The following is a 15,800-nucleotide window of genomic DNA, read 5'->3' on the forward strand; positions in this document are numbered from 1 at the left end:
GGGGGGCGGGCGGCGGGGGGGGGGGCGCCCCCCCCGGGGGGGGGGGGGGCGCCCGGCGCGCCCCCCCCCCCCCCCCCCCGGGGGGAGGAGGTGAGCGAAGCGCACCGCGGTGCGCGGGGGGGGCGCCGCCCCGGCGCGGGCGCCCCGGGGACTACGAGTGGCCCAGGTCCTCCGACGACGCGTCCGGTTCCGTCGTGGAGCCGGAGTCCTTGGCGGGGCGGAGGGGGAAGGCGTCGGTGGCCATGGAGTCGAGGACCGGAGGGGCCGGGCGCGGGGGCTTGGGCATGACGGCGGCTTCGGAGTGGCCGCCGCAGCCGTAGGCGAGGGAGACGACGCGGCCGTCCGCGGGGGAGAACTCGTTGGCGCAGATGCCGAAGGCCTGCTTGAGGGAGCCGGCCAGGGGGACCAGGAAGGCGCAGGACTCGCACGAGGCGGGGGCGGCCTGGGCCATGGGGGTCTTGGCGCCGAAGGCCTCGTCCCAGCGGTCGGCCGCCACGTGGAGGCCGTAGCGGGAGAGGACCCGCGCCCGGCGCATGCCGAGCTCCTCGGCGACCGCGGCGATCGCGCCGCGGGACGGGGTGCGCGAGGTGAGCTCGGCGTCCTCCTCGTCGAGGTGCTCCGACATCTCCTCCGAGACGGCGGAGTTCGGCGGGGGCGTGTCCTCGCCCGAGTAGCCGGGCTCCAGGCGCAGGTCGTCCTGCTCGGTGGGGAGGAGGTCGCCGGGGCCCATGTCGCCCGGCCGCAGCCGCTCGCTCCACGGCACCCACTCCGGGGCCATGAGGGCGTCCGCCCCGGGCAGCAGGACGGTTTCGTCAAGCGTGACGTTCTTGGCGCGGGAGGCGCGGGTGACGGTCACCGCCCAGCGCCAGCCCCGGTAGCCGGGCTCCTTGGACTCGAAGTAGTGCGTGACGACGCGGTCGCCCTCCGCGACCACCTCGACGTGCGCGCCGACGATGCCGGGCGCGGCCGCCTCCTCGGCGGCCTCTCGCGCGAGGTCTACGGCCTCCGCGCACAGGCGGTCGGGGGTACGCGTGGCTCGCGGGGTACGCGGGGTACCGCTTCGCGTCGTCGCAGCACTCACAGGTCTCGCTTCTCTCCTACGCCGTCTCACGGGTGCGCCGGCCGAGGGGCGGGAGCGAAGCCACGGGCGGCGGGCGGAGCGGACCAGAGGGCCGCATCGACGTCCGCACCCGACTTGTCTCGCGCGTCTCGGGCACACCTAACGCCATCCATTCTGCGGGATGCCGAAGAGGCGCGCGGCCGAGAGATTCCGCCGGTGACGCGCTACGCACGCTACCCCGTTCGCGGGCCTCAGCCCACCTGCCCGTCCCAAGTGACCCGGATCGCGGACACCCCGCACCCCGCGAAGTGCCTCGCGAAGGGCCCCGGACACGGCCCCGAGGCGCCCCGGACACGCCCCGGACGCACCCCGGACGCACCCCCGTGAAGCGGCCCCGCCGAGCCGCCCCTCCCGGACCTCCCCCCTCAGCTCCCCCGCCCTCCCCCGTCGTGCCACGGTTCGTCCGGCGCACGAGTGGGGCACTATGACGGAGTGGCAGCCGCACGGTCCCCCGTACGATCACACGATCCAGCCGGGCCGCTCCGCCGAGCGGGCCGAAAGGTCGGGCGTGCCCTGCACCTGCCGTTCACCGGGACCGCGAAGGGCATCCGGAAGGCCACGCACGCGCACGGGGCCGGTGAGTCGGGGCTCGGGAAGCTGATCGAGCTGCACGCCGTGAACGGCGCCGGGGACGTCATGATCACCGTCGCCCTCGCCTCCACCGTCTTCTTCTCCGTGCCGACCGACGAGGCCCGCGGCCGCGTCGCGCTCTACCTCGCCGTCACGATGGCCCCCTTCACCCTCCTCGCCCCCGTGATCGGTCCGCTCCTGGACCGGATCCCGCACGGGCGGCGGGCGGCGATGGCGGGCGCGATGCTGACCCGCGCGGTCCTCGCGATCATGATGTCGGGGGCGGTGGCGACCGGTGGTCTGGAGCTGTATCCGGCCGCGCTCGGGGTGCTGGTGGCCTCGAAGGCGTACGGGGTCGTCCGCAGCGCCGTCGTGCCCCGCCTCCTCCCGCCGAACTTCTCCCTCGTGAAGGCGAACTCCCGCGTCACCCTGGCCGGGCTCCTCGCCACCGGCATCGCCGCGCCCATCGGGGCGGGGCTCCAGCTGATCGGGCCGGGCTGGCCGCTGTACGGGGCGTGCGCGCTGTTCCTGCTCGGCACGTTCTGGGCGCTGCGGATGCCGCACAAGGTGGACTCCGCGAAGGGCGAGCGGCGGGCGCACCTGCTGACGCACGGTGAGAAGAAGCCGAGCCTGCGGACGGTGGGCCCGGCGGTGCTGCACGGCCTGGAGGCGAACGCGGCGCAGCGCATGCTGTCGGGTTTCCTGATCTTCTTCCTGGCGTTCCTGCTGCGCGAGCACCCGCTGTCCGGGCAGAGCGCCGCCGTCTCCCTCGGCATCGTGGGCGTGGCGGCGGGTACGGGCAACGCCTGCGGTACGGCGGCCGGCTCCCTGCTCCGGGACCGGGGCCACGGGCCCGAGGTGATCATCGCCACGATGATCAGCGTGGTCTGCGGTACGGCGGTCCTCGCCGCGATCTTCTTCGGCGGCCTCATGGTCGCCGTCCTCGTCGCGGTCGCCGGGCTCACCCAGGCCCTGTCGAAGCTGTCCCTGGACGCGCTGATCCAGCGCGACGTGCCGGAGCTGGTGCGGACCTCGGCCTTCGCCCGCTCCGAGACGGCGCTGCAGATGGCGTGGGTGGTGGGCGGCGGGATCGGCATCGCCCTGCCCCTGAACGGCACCCTCGGCCTGTCCGTGGCCGCCGGCATCCTGGCCCTCGGCGCGCTCCTCTCGGTCCGCGGCCTCCTGTCCGCGGCCCGCAGCCGGTCGGGCCCCCGGGGCGGCCGCTCCAAGGAGAAAGTGGCCTAGGCCGGGCCGATCCCGGGCCGGACCCGGGCCGATCCCAGGTCAGGACACTCCGCACGAACAGGTCAGGACACTCCGTACGAAGCGGTACGCCGTGGCGGCACGCCGTACCCCCGCGTGGCGCGGACGCGGGGGCCCGATAGCCTTCGGCTCATGACCGTTGCGTTCTTCTCCGGCTCGCGCCGCCGGGCCGCCGTCGCCCTCGGGGCCGTCTCCGCCGGGCTCCTCGTACTCTCCGCCTGCGACAAGCCGACTCCGCTCGCGACCCTGACGGTCGGGACCGACTCGGTGCACTCCGAGGCCGCCTGCTACAACAACGGCGACGCCATCAAGGAGTCGCAGATCCAGCAGTGCCTGAACAAGAAGGCCGAGAAGACCATCACGGTCTCCGCGGACGACAAGATCCGTTTCGGCGTGGACCCGGAGGTCGCGGACCACGGCTGGACGATCTTCCTCGGCGGCCAGCAGGCCGAGCCCGAGCCGTACAAGAAGACGTACCGGACCATCCCGGCCAGCGCCTTCTTCTCCAGCCAGATGGGCGAGGCCACCGACAAGACCCAGGTGACCATCGTCGAGAACACCGGCAAGAAGCTGACCGGCATCTGGCACTTCGAGCTGAAGAAGGACTCCTGATCCGCCGGTGGTCCACCGGATCCTGATCGTGACGGCCGTGGCGGCGGAGGCGGACTCCGTCTCCGCCGGTCTCGGCCCCGGCCTCGGCAGCCCCGAGCTCCTCCCGCTGCCGGGGGGCCTCACCCTGCGCCGTCACGCGGATCGCGTCGACGTCCTCGTCGGCGGGGTCGGCCCCGCGGCCGTCGCCGCCGCGACCGGGACGGCGCTCGCGCACGCCTCGCTGAAGGACGGCGGGTACGGGCTCGTCGTCTCCGCCGGCATCGCCGGCGGGTTCCAGCCCGCCGCGCCGGTCGGGTCCGTCGTCGTGTCCTCGGCGATCGTCGCCGCCGACCTCGGGGCCGAGACCCCGGACGGGTACCTCACCGTCGAGGAGCTCGGCTTCGGCCGCTCCGTCCACCCCGTGCCCGAGGCCCTCACGGGCCCGATCACCGCCGCGCTCGCGGCGGGATGCGCCCTCGCGCCCGTCCTCACCGTCTCCACCGTCACCGGCACCGCCCGCCGCGCCGCCGAGCTCGCGGAGCGGCATCCGACGGCCGCCGCCGAGGCGATGGAGGGCTTCGGCGTCGCCGAGGCCGCCGCCGCGCACGGCGTGCCCGTCGTCGAGATCCGGGCCGTGTCGAACGCCGTCGGGCCCCGCGACCGCGCCGCCTGGCGCATCGGCGAGGCCCTGGGCGCCCTCCGGCACACCTTCGAGCTGCTCAGCAGGACCGTCTTCGTGGAGCCGCACCCGTGAAACTCAAGATCGCCTACTCGCCCTGCCCGAACGACACCTTCGTCTTCGACGCCTGGGCGCACGGCCGGGTCCCGGGCGCGCCCCGGCTCGACGTGACGTTCGCGGACATCGACGTCACCAACGGCTGGGCGGAGAGCGGCACCGACACGCACGACGTCCTGAAGGTGTCGTACGCCGTGCTGCCGTGGATCCTCGACGAGTACGCCCTGCTGCCCTGCGGAGGCGCCCTGGGCCGGGGCTGCGGCCCGCTCGTGCTCACCCGGGACGCCGGGACCGGGGAGGACCTCTCCGGGAAGACCGTCGCCGTGCCGAGCGAGCGCTCGACCGCGTACCTGCTGTTCCGGCTGTGGGCCGCCGAGAAGGTGCCCGGCGGGGTCGGGGACGTCGTCGTGATGCCGTTCCACGAGATCATGCCCGCCGTGCGGGACGGGAAGGTCGACGCGGGGCTCGTCATCCACGAGGCCCGCTTCACGTACCGGAACTACGGGCTGCACTGCCTCGCCGACATGGGCGAGCACTGGGAGTCCACGACCGGCCTCCCGATCCCGCTCGGCGCGATCGTCGCCCGCCGCTCGCTGGGCGCGGAGACGCTGGAGCTGCTCGCCGAGGCGGCCCGCGCCTCGGTGCGGACGGCCTGGGACGATCCCGAGGCCTCCCGGCCGTACGTCCTGGAGCACGCCCAGGAGATGGACCCGAAGGTGGCCGACCAGCACATCGGCCTCTACGTCAACGAGTTCACGGCCGACCTCGGCGAGCACGGCTACGCGGCGGTCCGCGGCCTGCTCACGCGCGCCGCGGCCGAGGGACTCGTACCGCCCCTCGGCCCGGACGCGCTGCGATTCCCCTGAGGGGACGCCGGACGGGGTCCGGCAGCCGCCCGAAGCCTGCGGAGCAGTGCGAGGGCGGCCGGAGGACTCAGACGTCGAGCTGGTCGGCGACCGCGCGCAGCAGGCCCGCGATCTTCTTGCCCGCGGCCTTCTCCGGGTAGCGGCCGCGCTCCAGCATCGGCGTGATGTTCTCCAGGAGCGTCGTCAGGTCCTGCACGATGGACGCCAGTTCGTCGGGCTTACGGCGCTGCGCCGCGGCGACGGACGGGGTCGGTTCGAGGATCGTGACGGACAGCGCCTGGTCGCCGCGCTGACCGGCGACGACCCCGAACTCCACCCGCTGGCCGGGCTTCAGGGCGTCGACCCCGGCGGGGAGCACCGACGAGTGGACGAAGACGTCGCCGCCGTCGTCGCGGGAGAGGAAGCCGAAGCCCTTCTCGCTGTTGAACCACTTGACCTTGCCGGTAGGCAAAGCACGCACCCCATTCCACCAGTCAGCCGAACCACTGTCGTCGCAGGTCAGGCTATCTAGCGCTCGCTCGTGCCTGCCGTGTCGTCTGGAAGCCTCCCCAGCTCTGTACCCCCGGTCAAGCCGCTCCATCCATACCGGCCGGCACTCATGGCCGACATCGGTCGCGGCTCGCCCGGGACGGCGAGAAGGCACGCACATCACAGCACATGTCGGTGACGCCGGGGCGGCGAATACGCGCGGGACATCCGACAAACCCCCCACTTGTGCCGCATACGGGAGGGGGGTTTGTCAGGTCAGGGCCGGGGGTACCGGGGAGCCGCGGGGAACTACCCTGGCGGGATGCGCAACGAAAACCCCGCCGTGCCGGTGGACGACAGTGCCCCGGGTGACGGACTCGTCAAGGCCGGTGTGATCGTGTTCGCGGTCGGCGCGGTCGCGACGCTGGTCACCGTGGCCCCGCTGCTCCTCGGGACGGACCCGTTCCCCACCGTCGCGTACCTCGTGTCGATGCTGATGGGGGTCGGCTTCCTCATCGCCGCCGCCGGGCTGCTGCGGTCGATCGCGGCCCAGCGACGGCAGGCCCGTGCCGGCCGGACGGCCTGAGGCCCGGGCTTCTGGGCCCCTGAGCCCCTGGACTCAGACCAGGTACCCCTCCCACCAGGGGCGGAAGCCCGTCAGGTCCGGCAGGACCACGTCCGCGCCGGCCGCGCGCAGCTCCTCGGGGGCGCAGGGGCCGGTCGCGACGGCCACCGAGAGGGCGCCGGCCGTGGCCGCGCCCCGGACGTCGCCGACGTGGTCCCCGACGTACACCCCGGCGCCGTGCGCGCGCAGCGCCTCCGCCTTGCCCTCGGCCCACAGGCCGCCGGCGACCGCGTCGGGCTCCATGCCGAGGTGGGCGAGGTGCAGCTCGGCGTGCGGGCCGTTCTTCGCGGTGACGACGATCGTGCGGCCGCCCGCCTCGCGCACGGCCTCGATCGCGTCCCGGGCGCCCGGCATCGGCACGGTCGGCTCGATCGCGTACGAGGGGTAGAGGGCCCGGTAGCGGGCGGTCATCTCCGTGACGTGCTCCGCCGGGAACCAGTGCGCCATCTCCTGCTCCAGCGGCGGCCCGAGACGGCTCACGACGAGGTCGGCGTCGATGGGGACGCCCGTCTCGGCGGAGAAGGCGACGAAGGCCGCCTTGATCCCCGGGCGGGTGTCGAGCAGGGTCAGGTCGAGGTCGAAGCCGACGGTGGGCGGGTTCACGGGCGCGGTTGTCATGGGGCCATTGTCGGGGCCGCCGTCCGGGCCGTACCGGGGGCCTCCGGCCCGCCCCCCGCGTCCTGCGTTCAGTGCCTGCGCGAGCGCCACAGCAGGAACAGCGCCGAGGCGATCGCCGCGCCCCGGAGCACCCAGGGCCAGGTCTCGGAGATCGCCGCGCCCATCGCCTCGCCGCCCGGGGCCACCGCCTCGCCCCAGCGCCCCTGGACACGACCCCACAGCCAGGCGATCCCGGCCGCGGCGCTGAGCCCGGGGATCACCAGGACCGCGCCCTTGACCTCGCCCGGGGTCAGCCTGCGGGAGGCGTACGCGAGGAGCCAGCCCGCCGCGAGGGCGACCAGCGAACCGAAGACGGCGCCGCCGAGCAGGAGCAGCGCGGCGAGCAGCACGAAGGGGTTCGCGAGGCGGGCGCGGGACGGGGCCGCCCCCGCTTCCTCCGCGGCCTCCGGCTCGGGCTGCGCCGCCGGGGCCTCGCGGCGCCGGAGGACACGGGCCAGGCGGCGGCCCTTCCCCGGTGCGGGCTCCTCGGCCGCGTCCTTCCCGCCCTCCTCTTCCTCCTCCGGGGCGGGCGGCGTGAACAGGTCGGGGCGCTCGATGCCGCCGACGAAGCCGAAGAACCCGTCGTCGGCGTCCGTCTCGGCGTCGGTGCGCCACCAGTCCGCCGCGCGGTCGGGGCCCCGGTCGGCCTGGGCGGGGATCGCGGGGCCCGACGCGCCGGAGGCCGCACGCGGGTTTCCGGGGGCGTCGCGCCGGCCGGGGCGGGCGTCCCCGTCCTCCTCCCCCGTGCGCGGCTTCGGCAGCGGCTGCCCGTCCTGCGGGCCCGCGCGGTCCACGACCTCGTCCGGGGTGCCGAGGGAGCCGAGGATGCCGCGTACCGCCGCCGGGCTCTCCTCGCCGTGCGTGGCGCGGCGGCGGTCGATCTCGTCGCGGAGGCCGGACACCAGCTTCATGCGGTCGCTCGCCGGCAGCTGCCGCTGCTGTGCCAGATCGCCGACGCGGCTCAGATAGTCGTAGACCAGACGGTCGCTCTCGATCCCCACGCTGCCCCTCCACGGCCGGTTCGCCCGGTACGGCCCGACGTTAGCGCCTGGACAGCGGCTAACGTGGTCCGGATGGGGATCGGTGAGCTCGACCGGGAGGCGCACGTGCCCGAGGGAACTGGCGCCGCGGCGCCCCGCACGCTCGCGGAGGCGCTCCGCGCGCGGGGCGACGAGGGGCTCGCCGCACTGCTGCGCGCCCGCCCGGACCTGCTGAGCCCCGTACCGAACGACCTGACGCAGCTGGCGACCCGCGCCGGCACGCGGGGTTCGGTGGTGCGGGCCCTGGAGCGGCTCGACCGGTTCGCCCTGCAGACGGCCGAGGCGCTGGCCGTGGCCCCGGACCCCGCCCCGTACCCCGTCCTGCTCGCGCTGCTCACCGGCGACGAGGGCGATCCGGAGATCGAGGCGGCGCTGCCGGGCGCGGTGGCGCTGCTGCGCGAGCAGGCACTGGTGTGGGGCGAGGACGACCGGCTGCGGCTCGTACGGACCGCGCGGGAGCTCCTCGCGCCCTCGCCGCAGCACCCGTCGCCGACGGGGCTCGGGCCGACGGTCGCGGAGGCGACGGCGGGGATGTCGCCGGGCCGGGTGCAGGAGATCATCGCGACGGCCGGTCTGCCCGCGACGCACGACCCGGTGTCGGCGGTGGCGGCCCTCACGGAGCTGTTCACCGACCGGGCGCGGATGGGCGCGCTCCTCGACGAGGCGTCCCCGGAGGCCCTCTCCGTCCTGGACCGGCTGGTGTGGGGTCCGCCGTACGGCGAGGTGACGGCGAACCCGGCGCCGCCGGTGCGATGGCTGCGCGACCGGGGGCTGCTGCTTCCGGTGTCGGCGCGGACGATGGTGCTGCCGCGCGAGGTGGCGCTGCACCTGCGCGGCGGGCGGGCGCACCGGGCGCCGGAGCCGGTGGCGCCGGTGGTGGGGCCGGCGCGCGAGTACCGCCCCCAGGTGGTGGACGGCGCCGCCGCCGGGCAGGCGTACGCCTCGCTCGCGACGGTCGAGGAGCTCCTGAAGTCCTGGGACCAGGGCGGGCCGCAGGTCCTGCGGGCGGGCGGGATGTCCGTACGGGACCTCAAGCGGACCGCCTCGGCCCTGGACGTGTCGGAACCGCTCGCCGCGTTCTGGCTGGAGCTGTGCTTCGGGGCGGGGCTGCTCGCCTCCGACGGCGAGGCCGACGAGCGGTACGCCCCGACGCCCGCCTACGACGACTGGCTCGACCTCCCGCCCGCCGAGCGCTGGGCCCGGCTCGTCGCCCCCTGGCTCACCGCCACCCGCACGGCCGGCCTGGTCGGCGGCGCGGACGCCAAGGGCCGCACGCTGTCCGCCCTCGGCCCCGACCTGGACCGCGCCCCCGCGCCGGAGGTCCGCCACCGGGTCCTCGAACTCCTCGCGACCCTCCCGCCGGGCGCGGCGGCGGACCCGGAGACGGTGTACGCCCGGCTGCGGTGGGAGCGGCCGCTGCGGGGCGCGGGGCAGCCGGGGCAGTCGCGGGCGACACAGCCGACGGCGGGTGCGGGCGCGGCGGGCTACGGCCCGTCGGGCGGCGCGGGTACGGCGGCCGACGGCGCCGGTGCGACGGCCGACAGCGGCCACGGCCCGGCAGCCGGCACGGGGACGGGTACGGGTGCCCCCGGCTACGGCGCGGGCGCGACGGCCGGCACCGGCCTCGCCCCCGACCTCCACACCGACCTCCGCTCCCGCCTCGCCCGCTGGACGCTCGCCGAGGCCGAGCTGCTCGGGCTCACCGGCCGGGGCGCGCTGTCCGCCCCCGCCCGGGCCCTGCTCAATCTGCCGCTGGCCGAGGCGGCGACCCTCTCCGACCACGGCGGGCGGGTCGAGCTGTCGGTGGCGGCCGGGCGGGCGGCGACGCTGCTTGCGCCGCTGCTGCCCGAGGCCGTCGACCACGTCCTGCTGCAGGCCGACCTGACGGCCGTGGCGCCGGGGCCGCTGAGGCGACCGCTCGCCGACGCGCTCGCGGTCCTGGCGGACGTGGAATCGAAGGGTGGTGCGACGGTCTACCGGTTCACGCCCGGGTCCGTACGGCGCGCCCTGGACTCGGGGCGGTCGGCGTCCGACCTGCACGACTTCCTGACCGCGCACTCCCGCACGCCGGTGCCGCAGCCGCTCGCGTACCTGATCGACGACGTGGCCAGGAAGCACGGCCATCTGCGGATCGGGGCGGCCTCCGCGTACGTGCGCTGCGACGACGACACGGTCCTCGGCGAGATCCTGGCCGACCGCCGCTCCGCCGCCCTGGGCCTGCGGCGCCTCGCGCCGACGGTGCTGGCCGCGCAGGCGGACCCGGCGGCGCTGCTCGACGGGCTGCGGGCGATGGGGTACGCCCCGGCGGCCGAGTCCGCGGAGGGCGACGTCCTGATCACCCGCGCCGACGCGTACCGCACCCCGGCCCGTACGGCCCCCGTGCCCGTCCCCGACGGCCCCCCGGCCCCCGACACCACGCTCCTCGGCGCGGCGGTGAAGGCGATCCGGGCGGGCGACCGGGCGGCGACGGCGGTGCGGAAGGAGCCGGCGGCCCCCGTGGTGGCGGCGGGCGGTCTCCCCCGCACCTCGGCCGCCGAGACCCTGGCGACCGTCCAGGCCGCCGCGCTGACCGGCTCGGCCGTCTGGATCGGCTACGTCAACGCGGAGGGCGCGGCGAGCCAGCGCGTCATCGCCCCGGTCCGCGTGGAGGGCGGCTTCGTCACGGGCTACGACCACACGGCCGACGAGGTCCGCACGTATCCCCTGCACCGCATCACGGGCGTGGCGGAACTGGCGGACGACCAGGTCTAGCGCCCTCCGGCCTCACCGGAGAAAGACCGTTTCGGCCCAATGCCACCGCAGTTACCGGCCGCAGGGAATGATCGTTGATCAGGCATGAAGACCACCAAGCGAGTACTCGCCACCCTGATCGTCACCAGCGGACTCGTCCTGTCGGGCACGGCGGCCCACGCCGAGGGGTTCGCCCCGCCGCTGAAGGACGGCGGCCCGGACCTGTTCAGCCTGATCGGACACCTGACCTCCAGGCTGAGCTACATCCTCTAGGGGAGAGCAGCTTCCAGACCCCGGAGAGCCGTCCACACCCCGTGGGCGGCTCTCGTCATGCGGGACCCCGGCCGGACGCGGCACGCCCGGGTCGACGCGCGATGCCGCGACTGCGCTTCCTGATCGCCCGCGGGGACCCGGGCGCAGCGCACAGCGCCTCACAGGCCGCGCGCAGACGCTCCGCCGAGGTAGAGTTTTCTGTTTTCCGCGAAAGGCGGACATGGACGGCCGCGCGCCTTCCCGACGCGTCGGCCCGGACGCCCTTCGGGCGACGGGCACGGGGCATGGCCCTGGCCGCGACAGGCACGGAGGCGGCGTCTGCCGCAACGTGATCCTATCCCTGGAGGTATGTGTGTCCTGCCTGATCGTCCAGAGCGACAAGACGCTGCTCCTGGAGGTCGACCACGAGCTCGCCGAGGCCTGCCGGCGGGCCATCGCGCCGTTCGCGGAGCTGGAGCGGGCGCCGGAGCACATCCACACGTACCGGGTGACGCCGCTGGGGCTGTGGAACGCGCGGGCCGCCGGGCACGACGCCGAGCAGGTCGTCGACGCGCTCGTGGAGTACTCGCGGTACCCCGTGCCGCACGCGCTGCTCGTCGACATCGCCGAGACCATGGCCCGGTACGGCCGGCTCACGCTCTCCAAGCACCCCACGCACGGGCTCGTGCTGACCACGACCGACCGGCCGGTCCTGGAGGAGATCCTGCGGTCGAAGAAGGTGCAGCCGCTGGTCGGGGCGCGGATCGACCCGGACACCGTCGCCGTGCACCCCTCCGAGCGCGGGCAGATCAAGCAGACGCTGCTGAAGCTGGGCTGGCCGGCCGAGGACCTCGCCGGGTACGTGGACGGGGAGGCGCACCGGATCGACCTCGCCGAGGACGGCTGGTCGCTGCGCCCGTACCAGAAGCAGGCCGTCGACGGCTTCTGGCACGGCGGCTCCGGTGTCGTCGTCCTGCCCTGCGGCGCCGGCAAGACGCTGGTCGGCGCGGGGGCGATGGCCCAGGCGAAGGCGACGACGCTGATCCTCGTCACCAACACGGTGTCCGCGCGGCAGTGGAAGCACGAGCTGGTGAAGCGGACCTCGCTGACCGAGGACGAGATCGGCGAGTACTCCGGTACGCGCAAGGAGATCCGGCCGGTCACCATCGCCACCTACCAGGTGCTGACGACGAAGCGGAAGGGCGTCTACCCGCACCTGGAGCTCTTCGACTCCCGCGACTGGGGCCTCATCGTCTACGACGAGGTGCACCTGCTGCCCGCGCCGGTCTTCAAGTTCACCGCCGACCTCCAGGCGCGCCGGCGGCTCGGCCTGACGGCGACCCTCGTGCGCGAGGACGGGCGGGAGTCCGACGTCTTCTCGCTGATCGGGCCGAAGCGGTTCGACGCGCCGTGGAAGGAGATCGAGGCGCAGGGGTACATCGCGCCCGCCGACTGCGTCGAGGTCCGGGTGAACCTGACCGACTCCGAGCGGCTCGCGTACGCGACGGCCGAGGCGGAGGAGAAGTACCGCTTCTGCGCGACGACGGCGACGAAGCGGAAGGTGACCGAGGCCCTGGTGAAGAAGTTCGAGGGTCAGCAGATCCTCGTCATCGGGCAGTACATCGACCAGCTGGACGAGCTCGGCGCGCACCTCGACGCACCGGTCATCAAGGGCGAGACGTCGAACGCGCAGCGGGAGAAGCTCTTCGACGCCTTCCGCAACGGCGAGATCAACGTGCTCGTGGTGTCGAAGGTCGCGAACTTCTCGATCGACCTTCCGGAGGCCACGGTCGCCATCCAGGTCTCCGGCACCTTCGGCTCCCGCCAGGAGGAGGCCCAGCGTCTGGGCCGGGTCCTGCGCCCGAAGGCGGACGGCCACCAGGCGCACTTCTACTCGGTGGTCGCCCGGGACACCATCGACCAGGACTTCGCGGCGCACCGCCAGCGCTTCCTGGCGGAGCAGGGCTACGCGTACCGGATCATGGACGCGGACGAGCTGCTCGCGCCGTAGGGCCCGTCCGCGGGTCAGTCCATGAGCTGGAGGACGACCCCGGCGACCCCGAGGGCGTACTGGGCGGTCACGAGGGCCCGGCGGGGCGTGGCCGCCATCAGGTCCCGCGGGGTGGCGAGGGCGATCAGACCGGCCGCCGCGGCGGCGCGGAACATCCAGACGGCGGCGTCGGTGAAGGCTCCGGCACTGCCGTCGCCGTCGACGGCGTCGCCGAGCACCAGCACCATGGTGAGGACGAAGAGCACGAGGAGGACGGCGAAGCCGCCGAGGGCGGTGAAGCGCAGGATGCGGGTGGTGCGGGCGTGGTCGACGGTCGCGGGGGCGGTGGCTGTCGGCGTCATGGCTCGATCACATCAGGGCGCGCCGGGCCCGCCCAGGCGTCCTCGTACTCAGTCGGGGCCGGGGGCGTACTCAGGGCGGGGGTTCTTGATCCCCGCCTCGGCCGGGCCGTAGTCGCCCAGAAGGGCTACCGAGGCCGCCGCGCCGCCGAAGGCGCGGATCGCGCGGAGGGCGGTGGTGAGGCGGTGGGGTCGGGGGAGGGTGGTCACGAGGGTGAAGGTCGTCGCTGCCATGCCTCCATCATGGAATCCGGACATTGCGGATACATCGGCCTGGGGGTGGAACCAGGGTCCGTCTCGCGTCGGATCCTGCCCCCTAGGGGCTCCGGCCGGGCATATTCCGTTCGCCCCGCCGCCCGACCGGAGTTAGACTTTCCGGCTTCCCCGCCTCCCGTTCGTGGAGCGCCGCCGTCCGGTCGGAAACCGGCGGCCGCCTTGTCGTGTCCGCGTATCCACCTGCCCGGAGGCTTCACCGTGTCCGTGTCCGTGCCCGATTCCGTGCCCGTGCCCGTGTCCGACGATCCGCTCGCGCGCGAGCGCGCCCATCTGACCTCGTCCCGCGCGGCGCTGCGCGCGATGCGCGAGGACGTCGAGGCGCTCGACATCAAGGACGTCACGGCGAACTGGGTCAACTCGCTGGTGCTCGGGCGGCAGATCGAGGACCGGATCAAGGCGCTCGCGGACCTGGCGGACACGCCGCTGTTCTTCGGTCGGCTGGACTACCTGCACACCACGCAGGAGGGGCAGCGCTTCTACATCGGGCGGCGGCACGTGCACGACGCCGACGGCGATCCGATGGTGATCGACTGGCGTGCGCCGGTCTCGCAGCCGTACTACCAGGCGTCGAAGAAGGACCCGCAGGACGTCGGACTGCGGCGCCGCTTCGGGTACACGGGCGGCGACCTCACCGCGTACGAGGACGAGCACCTCTCCGACCCCCAGGAGCTGGAACACACCAGCCGGCTGCTCCAGGCGGAGATCGAGCGGCCGCGTGTCGGTCCGATGCGGGACATCGTGGCCACGATCCAGCCGGAGCAGGACGGGATCGTCCGCTCCGACCTGTCGGGGACGGTGTGCGTGCAGGGAGGCCCGGGGACCGGCAAGACGGCCGTGGGTCTGCACCGTGTCGCGTACCTGCTGTACGCGCACCGCGAGCGCCTCGCCCGTACCGGCACCCTGGTCATCGGGCCGAACCGTTCCTTCCTCCACTACATCGAGCAGGTCCTGCCCGCGCTCGGCGAGCTGGAGGTGCAGCAGGCGACGGTCGACGACCTCGTCGCGCACATCGAGGTGCGGGGCACGGACGAGGCGGCGACGGCGGTCGTGAAGGGCGACGCGCGGATGGCGGAGGTGCTGCGGCGGGCGGTCCGCTCGCACGTGTCGCTGCCGACGGAGTCCCTGATGGTGGTGCGCGGGTCCCGGCGCTGGCGGGTCCCGGCGTACGAACTGGAGCAGATGGTAAGGGAGTTGCTGGACCGCGACATCCGGTACGGCGCCGCCCGCGAGGCCCTCCCGCAGCGCATCGCGCACGCGGTGCTCGTCCGCATGGAGGAGGCCGGCGAGGCGCCCGACGACCGGGTGCAGAACGCGGTCGCGCGGAACACGGCGGTGAAGGCCGTCGTGAAGGAGTGCTGGCCGCTCGTCGAGCCCGCGAAGCTGGTCCTGCGGCTGCTGAGCGACGCCGAGTTCCTCGCCGAGCACGCCGAGGGGCTGCTCACCGAGGACGAGCAGAAGCTGCTGCTGTGGGCGAAGCCGGCCAGGAGCGTGCGGACGGCGAAGTGGTCGGCGGCGGACGCCGTCCTCATCGACGAGACGAAGGACCTGGTCGAGCGGACGCACTCGCTCGGGCACGTGGTCCTCGACGAGGCGCAGGACCTGTCCCCCATGCAGTACCGGGCGGTGGGCCGCCGCTGCACGACCGGCTCGGCGACGGTCCTGGGCGACCTGGCGCAGGGCACGACCCCCTGGGCGACGGAGAGCTGGGCCCAGGCGCTCGGGCACCTGGGGAAGCCGGAGGCGGTCGTGGAGGAGCTGACCGCCGGTTTCCGCGTGCCGCGCGAGGTCATCGCGTACGCCTCGCGGCTCCTTCCGCACATGTCGCCGGGGCTCGCGGCGGTGGAGTCCGTACGGGAGAACCCGGGGTCGCTTTCCGTGGTCCGGAGCGACGCGCTCGACGAGGACGTCGTCGCCGCCTGCGTCGAGGCCCTGACCCACGAGGGCTCCATCGGCCTGATCGCCGCCGACGCGCGGATCGCGCCGCTCGCGGAGGCGCTGACGGCGGCCGGTCTCGCACACCTCTCCCCCGGCGAGGAGACGACGGCCGAGTCGCGCCTCACGCTCGTCCCGGCCTCGCTCGCGAAGGGTCTGGAGTACGACTACGTGGTCCTGGACGAGCCGGCGGCCGTCGTCGACGGCGAACCGGACGAGCGGACGGGCCTGCGGCGGCTGTACGTGGCGCTGACGCGTGCCGTGTCGGGCCTGACGGTCGTCCATTCGGCGCCGGTTCCCGAGCAGTTGGGATCCCTGTCGTGAA

General features: G+C 74.5%; 15 protein-coding genes. 9 read left to right on the forward strand and 6 right to left on the reverse strand.

Translation table 11 applies throughout. The annotated features are described in order from the left end of the window. Positions 1–151 precede the first annotated feature (151 nt). Entirely contained in the window at positions 152–1,081 is a 930-nt protein-coding gene (locus ACFYUS_RS25625; RefSeq protein ID WP_388856490.1) for a DUF3027 domain-containing protein, read from the reverse strand. Between the two features lie 471 nt (positions 1,082–1,552). Here ACFYUS_RS25625 and ACFYUS_RS25630 point away from each other — a divergent pair, with 471 nt between their 5' ends. The 4 genes from ACFYUS_RS25630 to ACFYUS_RS25645 all read left to right on the forward strand — a co-directional run bounded on the left by ACFYUS_RS25630 (position 1,553) and on the right by ACFYUS_RS25645 (position 5,146). Beyond that, positions 1,553–2,935, forward strand: coding sequence for an MFS transporter (locus ACFYUS_RS25630; protein ID WP_388856492.1), 1,383 nt, complete (start codon positions 1,553–1,555; stop codon positions 2,933–2,935). Positions 2,936–3,085: 150 nt separating this feature from the next. After that, positions 3,086–3,565, forward strand: coding sequence for a DUF2771 domain-containing protein (locus tag ACFYUS_RS25635; protein WP_388856495.1), 480 nt, complete (start codon positions 3,086–3,088; stop codon positions 3,563–3,565). Between the two features lie 7 nt (positions 3,566–3,572). Further along, positions 3,573–4,298, forward strand: coding sequence for a futalosine hydrolase (locus ACFYUS_RS25640; protein WP_388856498.1), 726 nt, complete (start codon positions 3,573–3,575; stop codon positions 4,296–4,298). Beyond that, the gene (locus ACFYUS_RS25645; protein ID WP_388856501.1) at positions 4,295–5,146 is read left to right on the forward strand and encodes a 1,4-dihydroxy-6-naphthoate synthase; all 852 of its coding nucleotides are present in this window, start codon (positions 4,295–4,297) and stop codon (positions 5,144–5,146) included. Before ACFYUS_RS25640 ends, ACFYUS_RS25645 begins: the two co-directional genes overlap by 4 nt. 67 nt (positions 5,147–5,213) lie before the next feature. On the opposite strand, the gene ACFYUS_RS25650 is transcribed toward ACFYUS_RS25645, so the two are convergent. Next, positions 5,214–5,597, reverse strand: a complete 384-nt coding sequence (locus tag ACFYUS_RS25650; RefSeq protein ID WP_041130566.1) for a cold-shock protein — start codon at positions 5,595–5,597, stop codon at positions 5,214–5,216. 339 nt (positions 5,598–5,936) lie between these two features. Here ACFYUS_RS25650 and ACFYUS_RS25655 point away from each other — a divergent pair, with 339 nt between their 5' ends. After that, a complete protein-coding gene (locus ACFYUS_RS25655) occupies positions 5,937–6,200 on the forward strand; it encodes a hypothetical protein (protein ID WP_388856504.1) in 264 nt (87 codons plus the stop codon). A gap of 33 nt (positions 6,201–6,233) precedes the next feature. Here ACFYUS_RS25655 and ACFYUS_RS25660 read toward each other — a convergent pair whose 3' ends face one another. Both ACFYUS_RS25660 and ACFYUS_RS25665 read right to left on the reverse strand, forming a co-directional pair. Further along, on the reverse strand, positions 6,234–6,857 hold the full coding sequence (locus tag ACFYUS_RS25660; RefSeq protein WP_388856507.1) for an HAD family hydrolase: 624 nt from the start codon (positions 6,855–6,857) through the stop codon (positions 6,234–6,236). A gap of 68 nt (positions 6,858–6,925) precedes the next feature. Next, complete coding sequence (locus ACFYUS_RS25665) at positions 6,926–7,897, reverse strand: hypothetical protein (protein WP_388856510.1); 972 nt, start codon at positions 7,895–7,897, stop codon at positions 6,926–6,928. 72 nt (positions 7,898–7,969) lie between these two features. Here ACFYUS_RS25665 and ACFYUS_RS25670 point away from each other — a divergent pair, with 72 nt between their 5' ends. The 3 genes from ACFYUS_RS25670 (at position 7,970) to ACFYUS_RS25680 (ending at position 12,929) form a co-directional block, all read left to right on the forward strand. Then, positions 7,970–10,687: a helicase C-terminal domain-containing protein gene (locus ACFYUS_RS25670; protein ID WP_388856513.1), complete on the forward strand. Its 2,718-nt coding sequence runs from the start codon at positions 7,970–7,972 to the stop codon at positions 10,685–10,687. Positions 10,688–10,771: 84 nt separating this feature from the next. After that, entirely contained in the window at positions 10,772–10,939 is a 168-nt protein-coding gene (locus tag ACFYUS_RS25675) for a hypothetical protein (RefSeq protein ID WP_388856516.1), read from the forward strand. 352 nt (positions 10,940–11,291) lie between these two features. Continuing rightward, positions 11,292–12,929, forward strand: a complete 1,638-nt coding sequence (locus tag ACFYUS_RS25680) for a DNA repair helicase XPB (protein WP_388856519.1) — start codon at positions 11,292–11,294, stop codon at positions 12,927–12,929. A gap of 14 nt (positions 12,930–12,943) precedes the next feature. On the opposite strand, the gene ACFYUS_RS25685 is transcribed toward ACFYUS_RS25680, so the two are convergent. Together ACFYUS_RS25685 and ACFYUS_RS25690 are read right to left on the reverse strand one after the other, a co-directional pair. After that, positions 12,944–13,270, reverse strand: coding sequence for a hypothetical protein (locus tag ACFYUS_RS25685; RefSeq protein ID WP_388856521.1), 327 nt, complete (start codon positions 13,268–13,270; stop codon positions 12,944–12,946). A 48-nt stretch (positions 13,271–13,318) separates the two neighbouring features. Next, a complete protein-coding gene (locus ACFYUS_RS25690) occupies positions 13,319–13,501 on the reverse strand; it encodes a hypothetical protein (RefSeq protein ID WP_388856524.1) in 183 nt (60 codons plus the stop codon). A 270-nt stretch (positions 13,502–13,771) separates the two neighbouring features. On the opposite strand from ACFYUS_RS25690, the gene ACFYUS_RS25695 reads away from it, so the two are divergent. Then, the gene (locus ACFYUS_RS25695; protein ID WP_388857153.1) at positions 13,772–15,799 is read left to right on the forward strand and encodes a HelD family protein; all 2,028 of its coding nucleotides are present in this window, start codon (positions 13,772–13,774) and stop codon (positions 15,797–15,799) included. The last annotated feature ends 1 nt before the right edge of the window (position 15,800 follow it).

This window comes from Streptomyces sp. NPDC004284 (assembly GCF_042874035.1).
GTDB lineage: Bacteria > Actinomycetota > Actinomycetes > Streptomycetales > Streptomycetaceae > Streptomyces.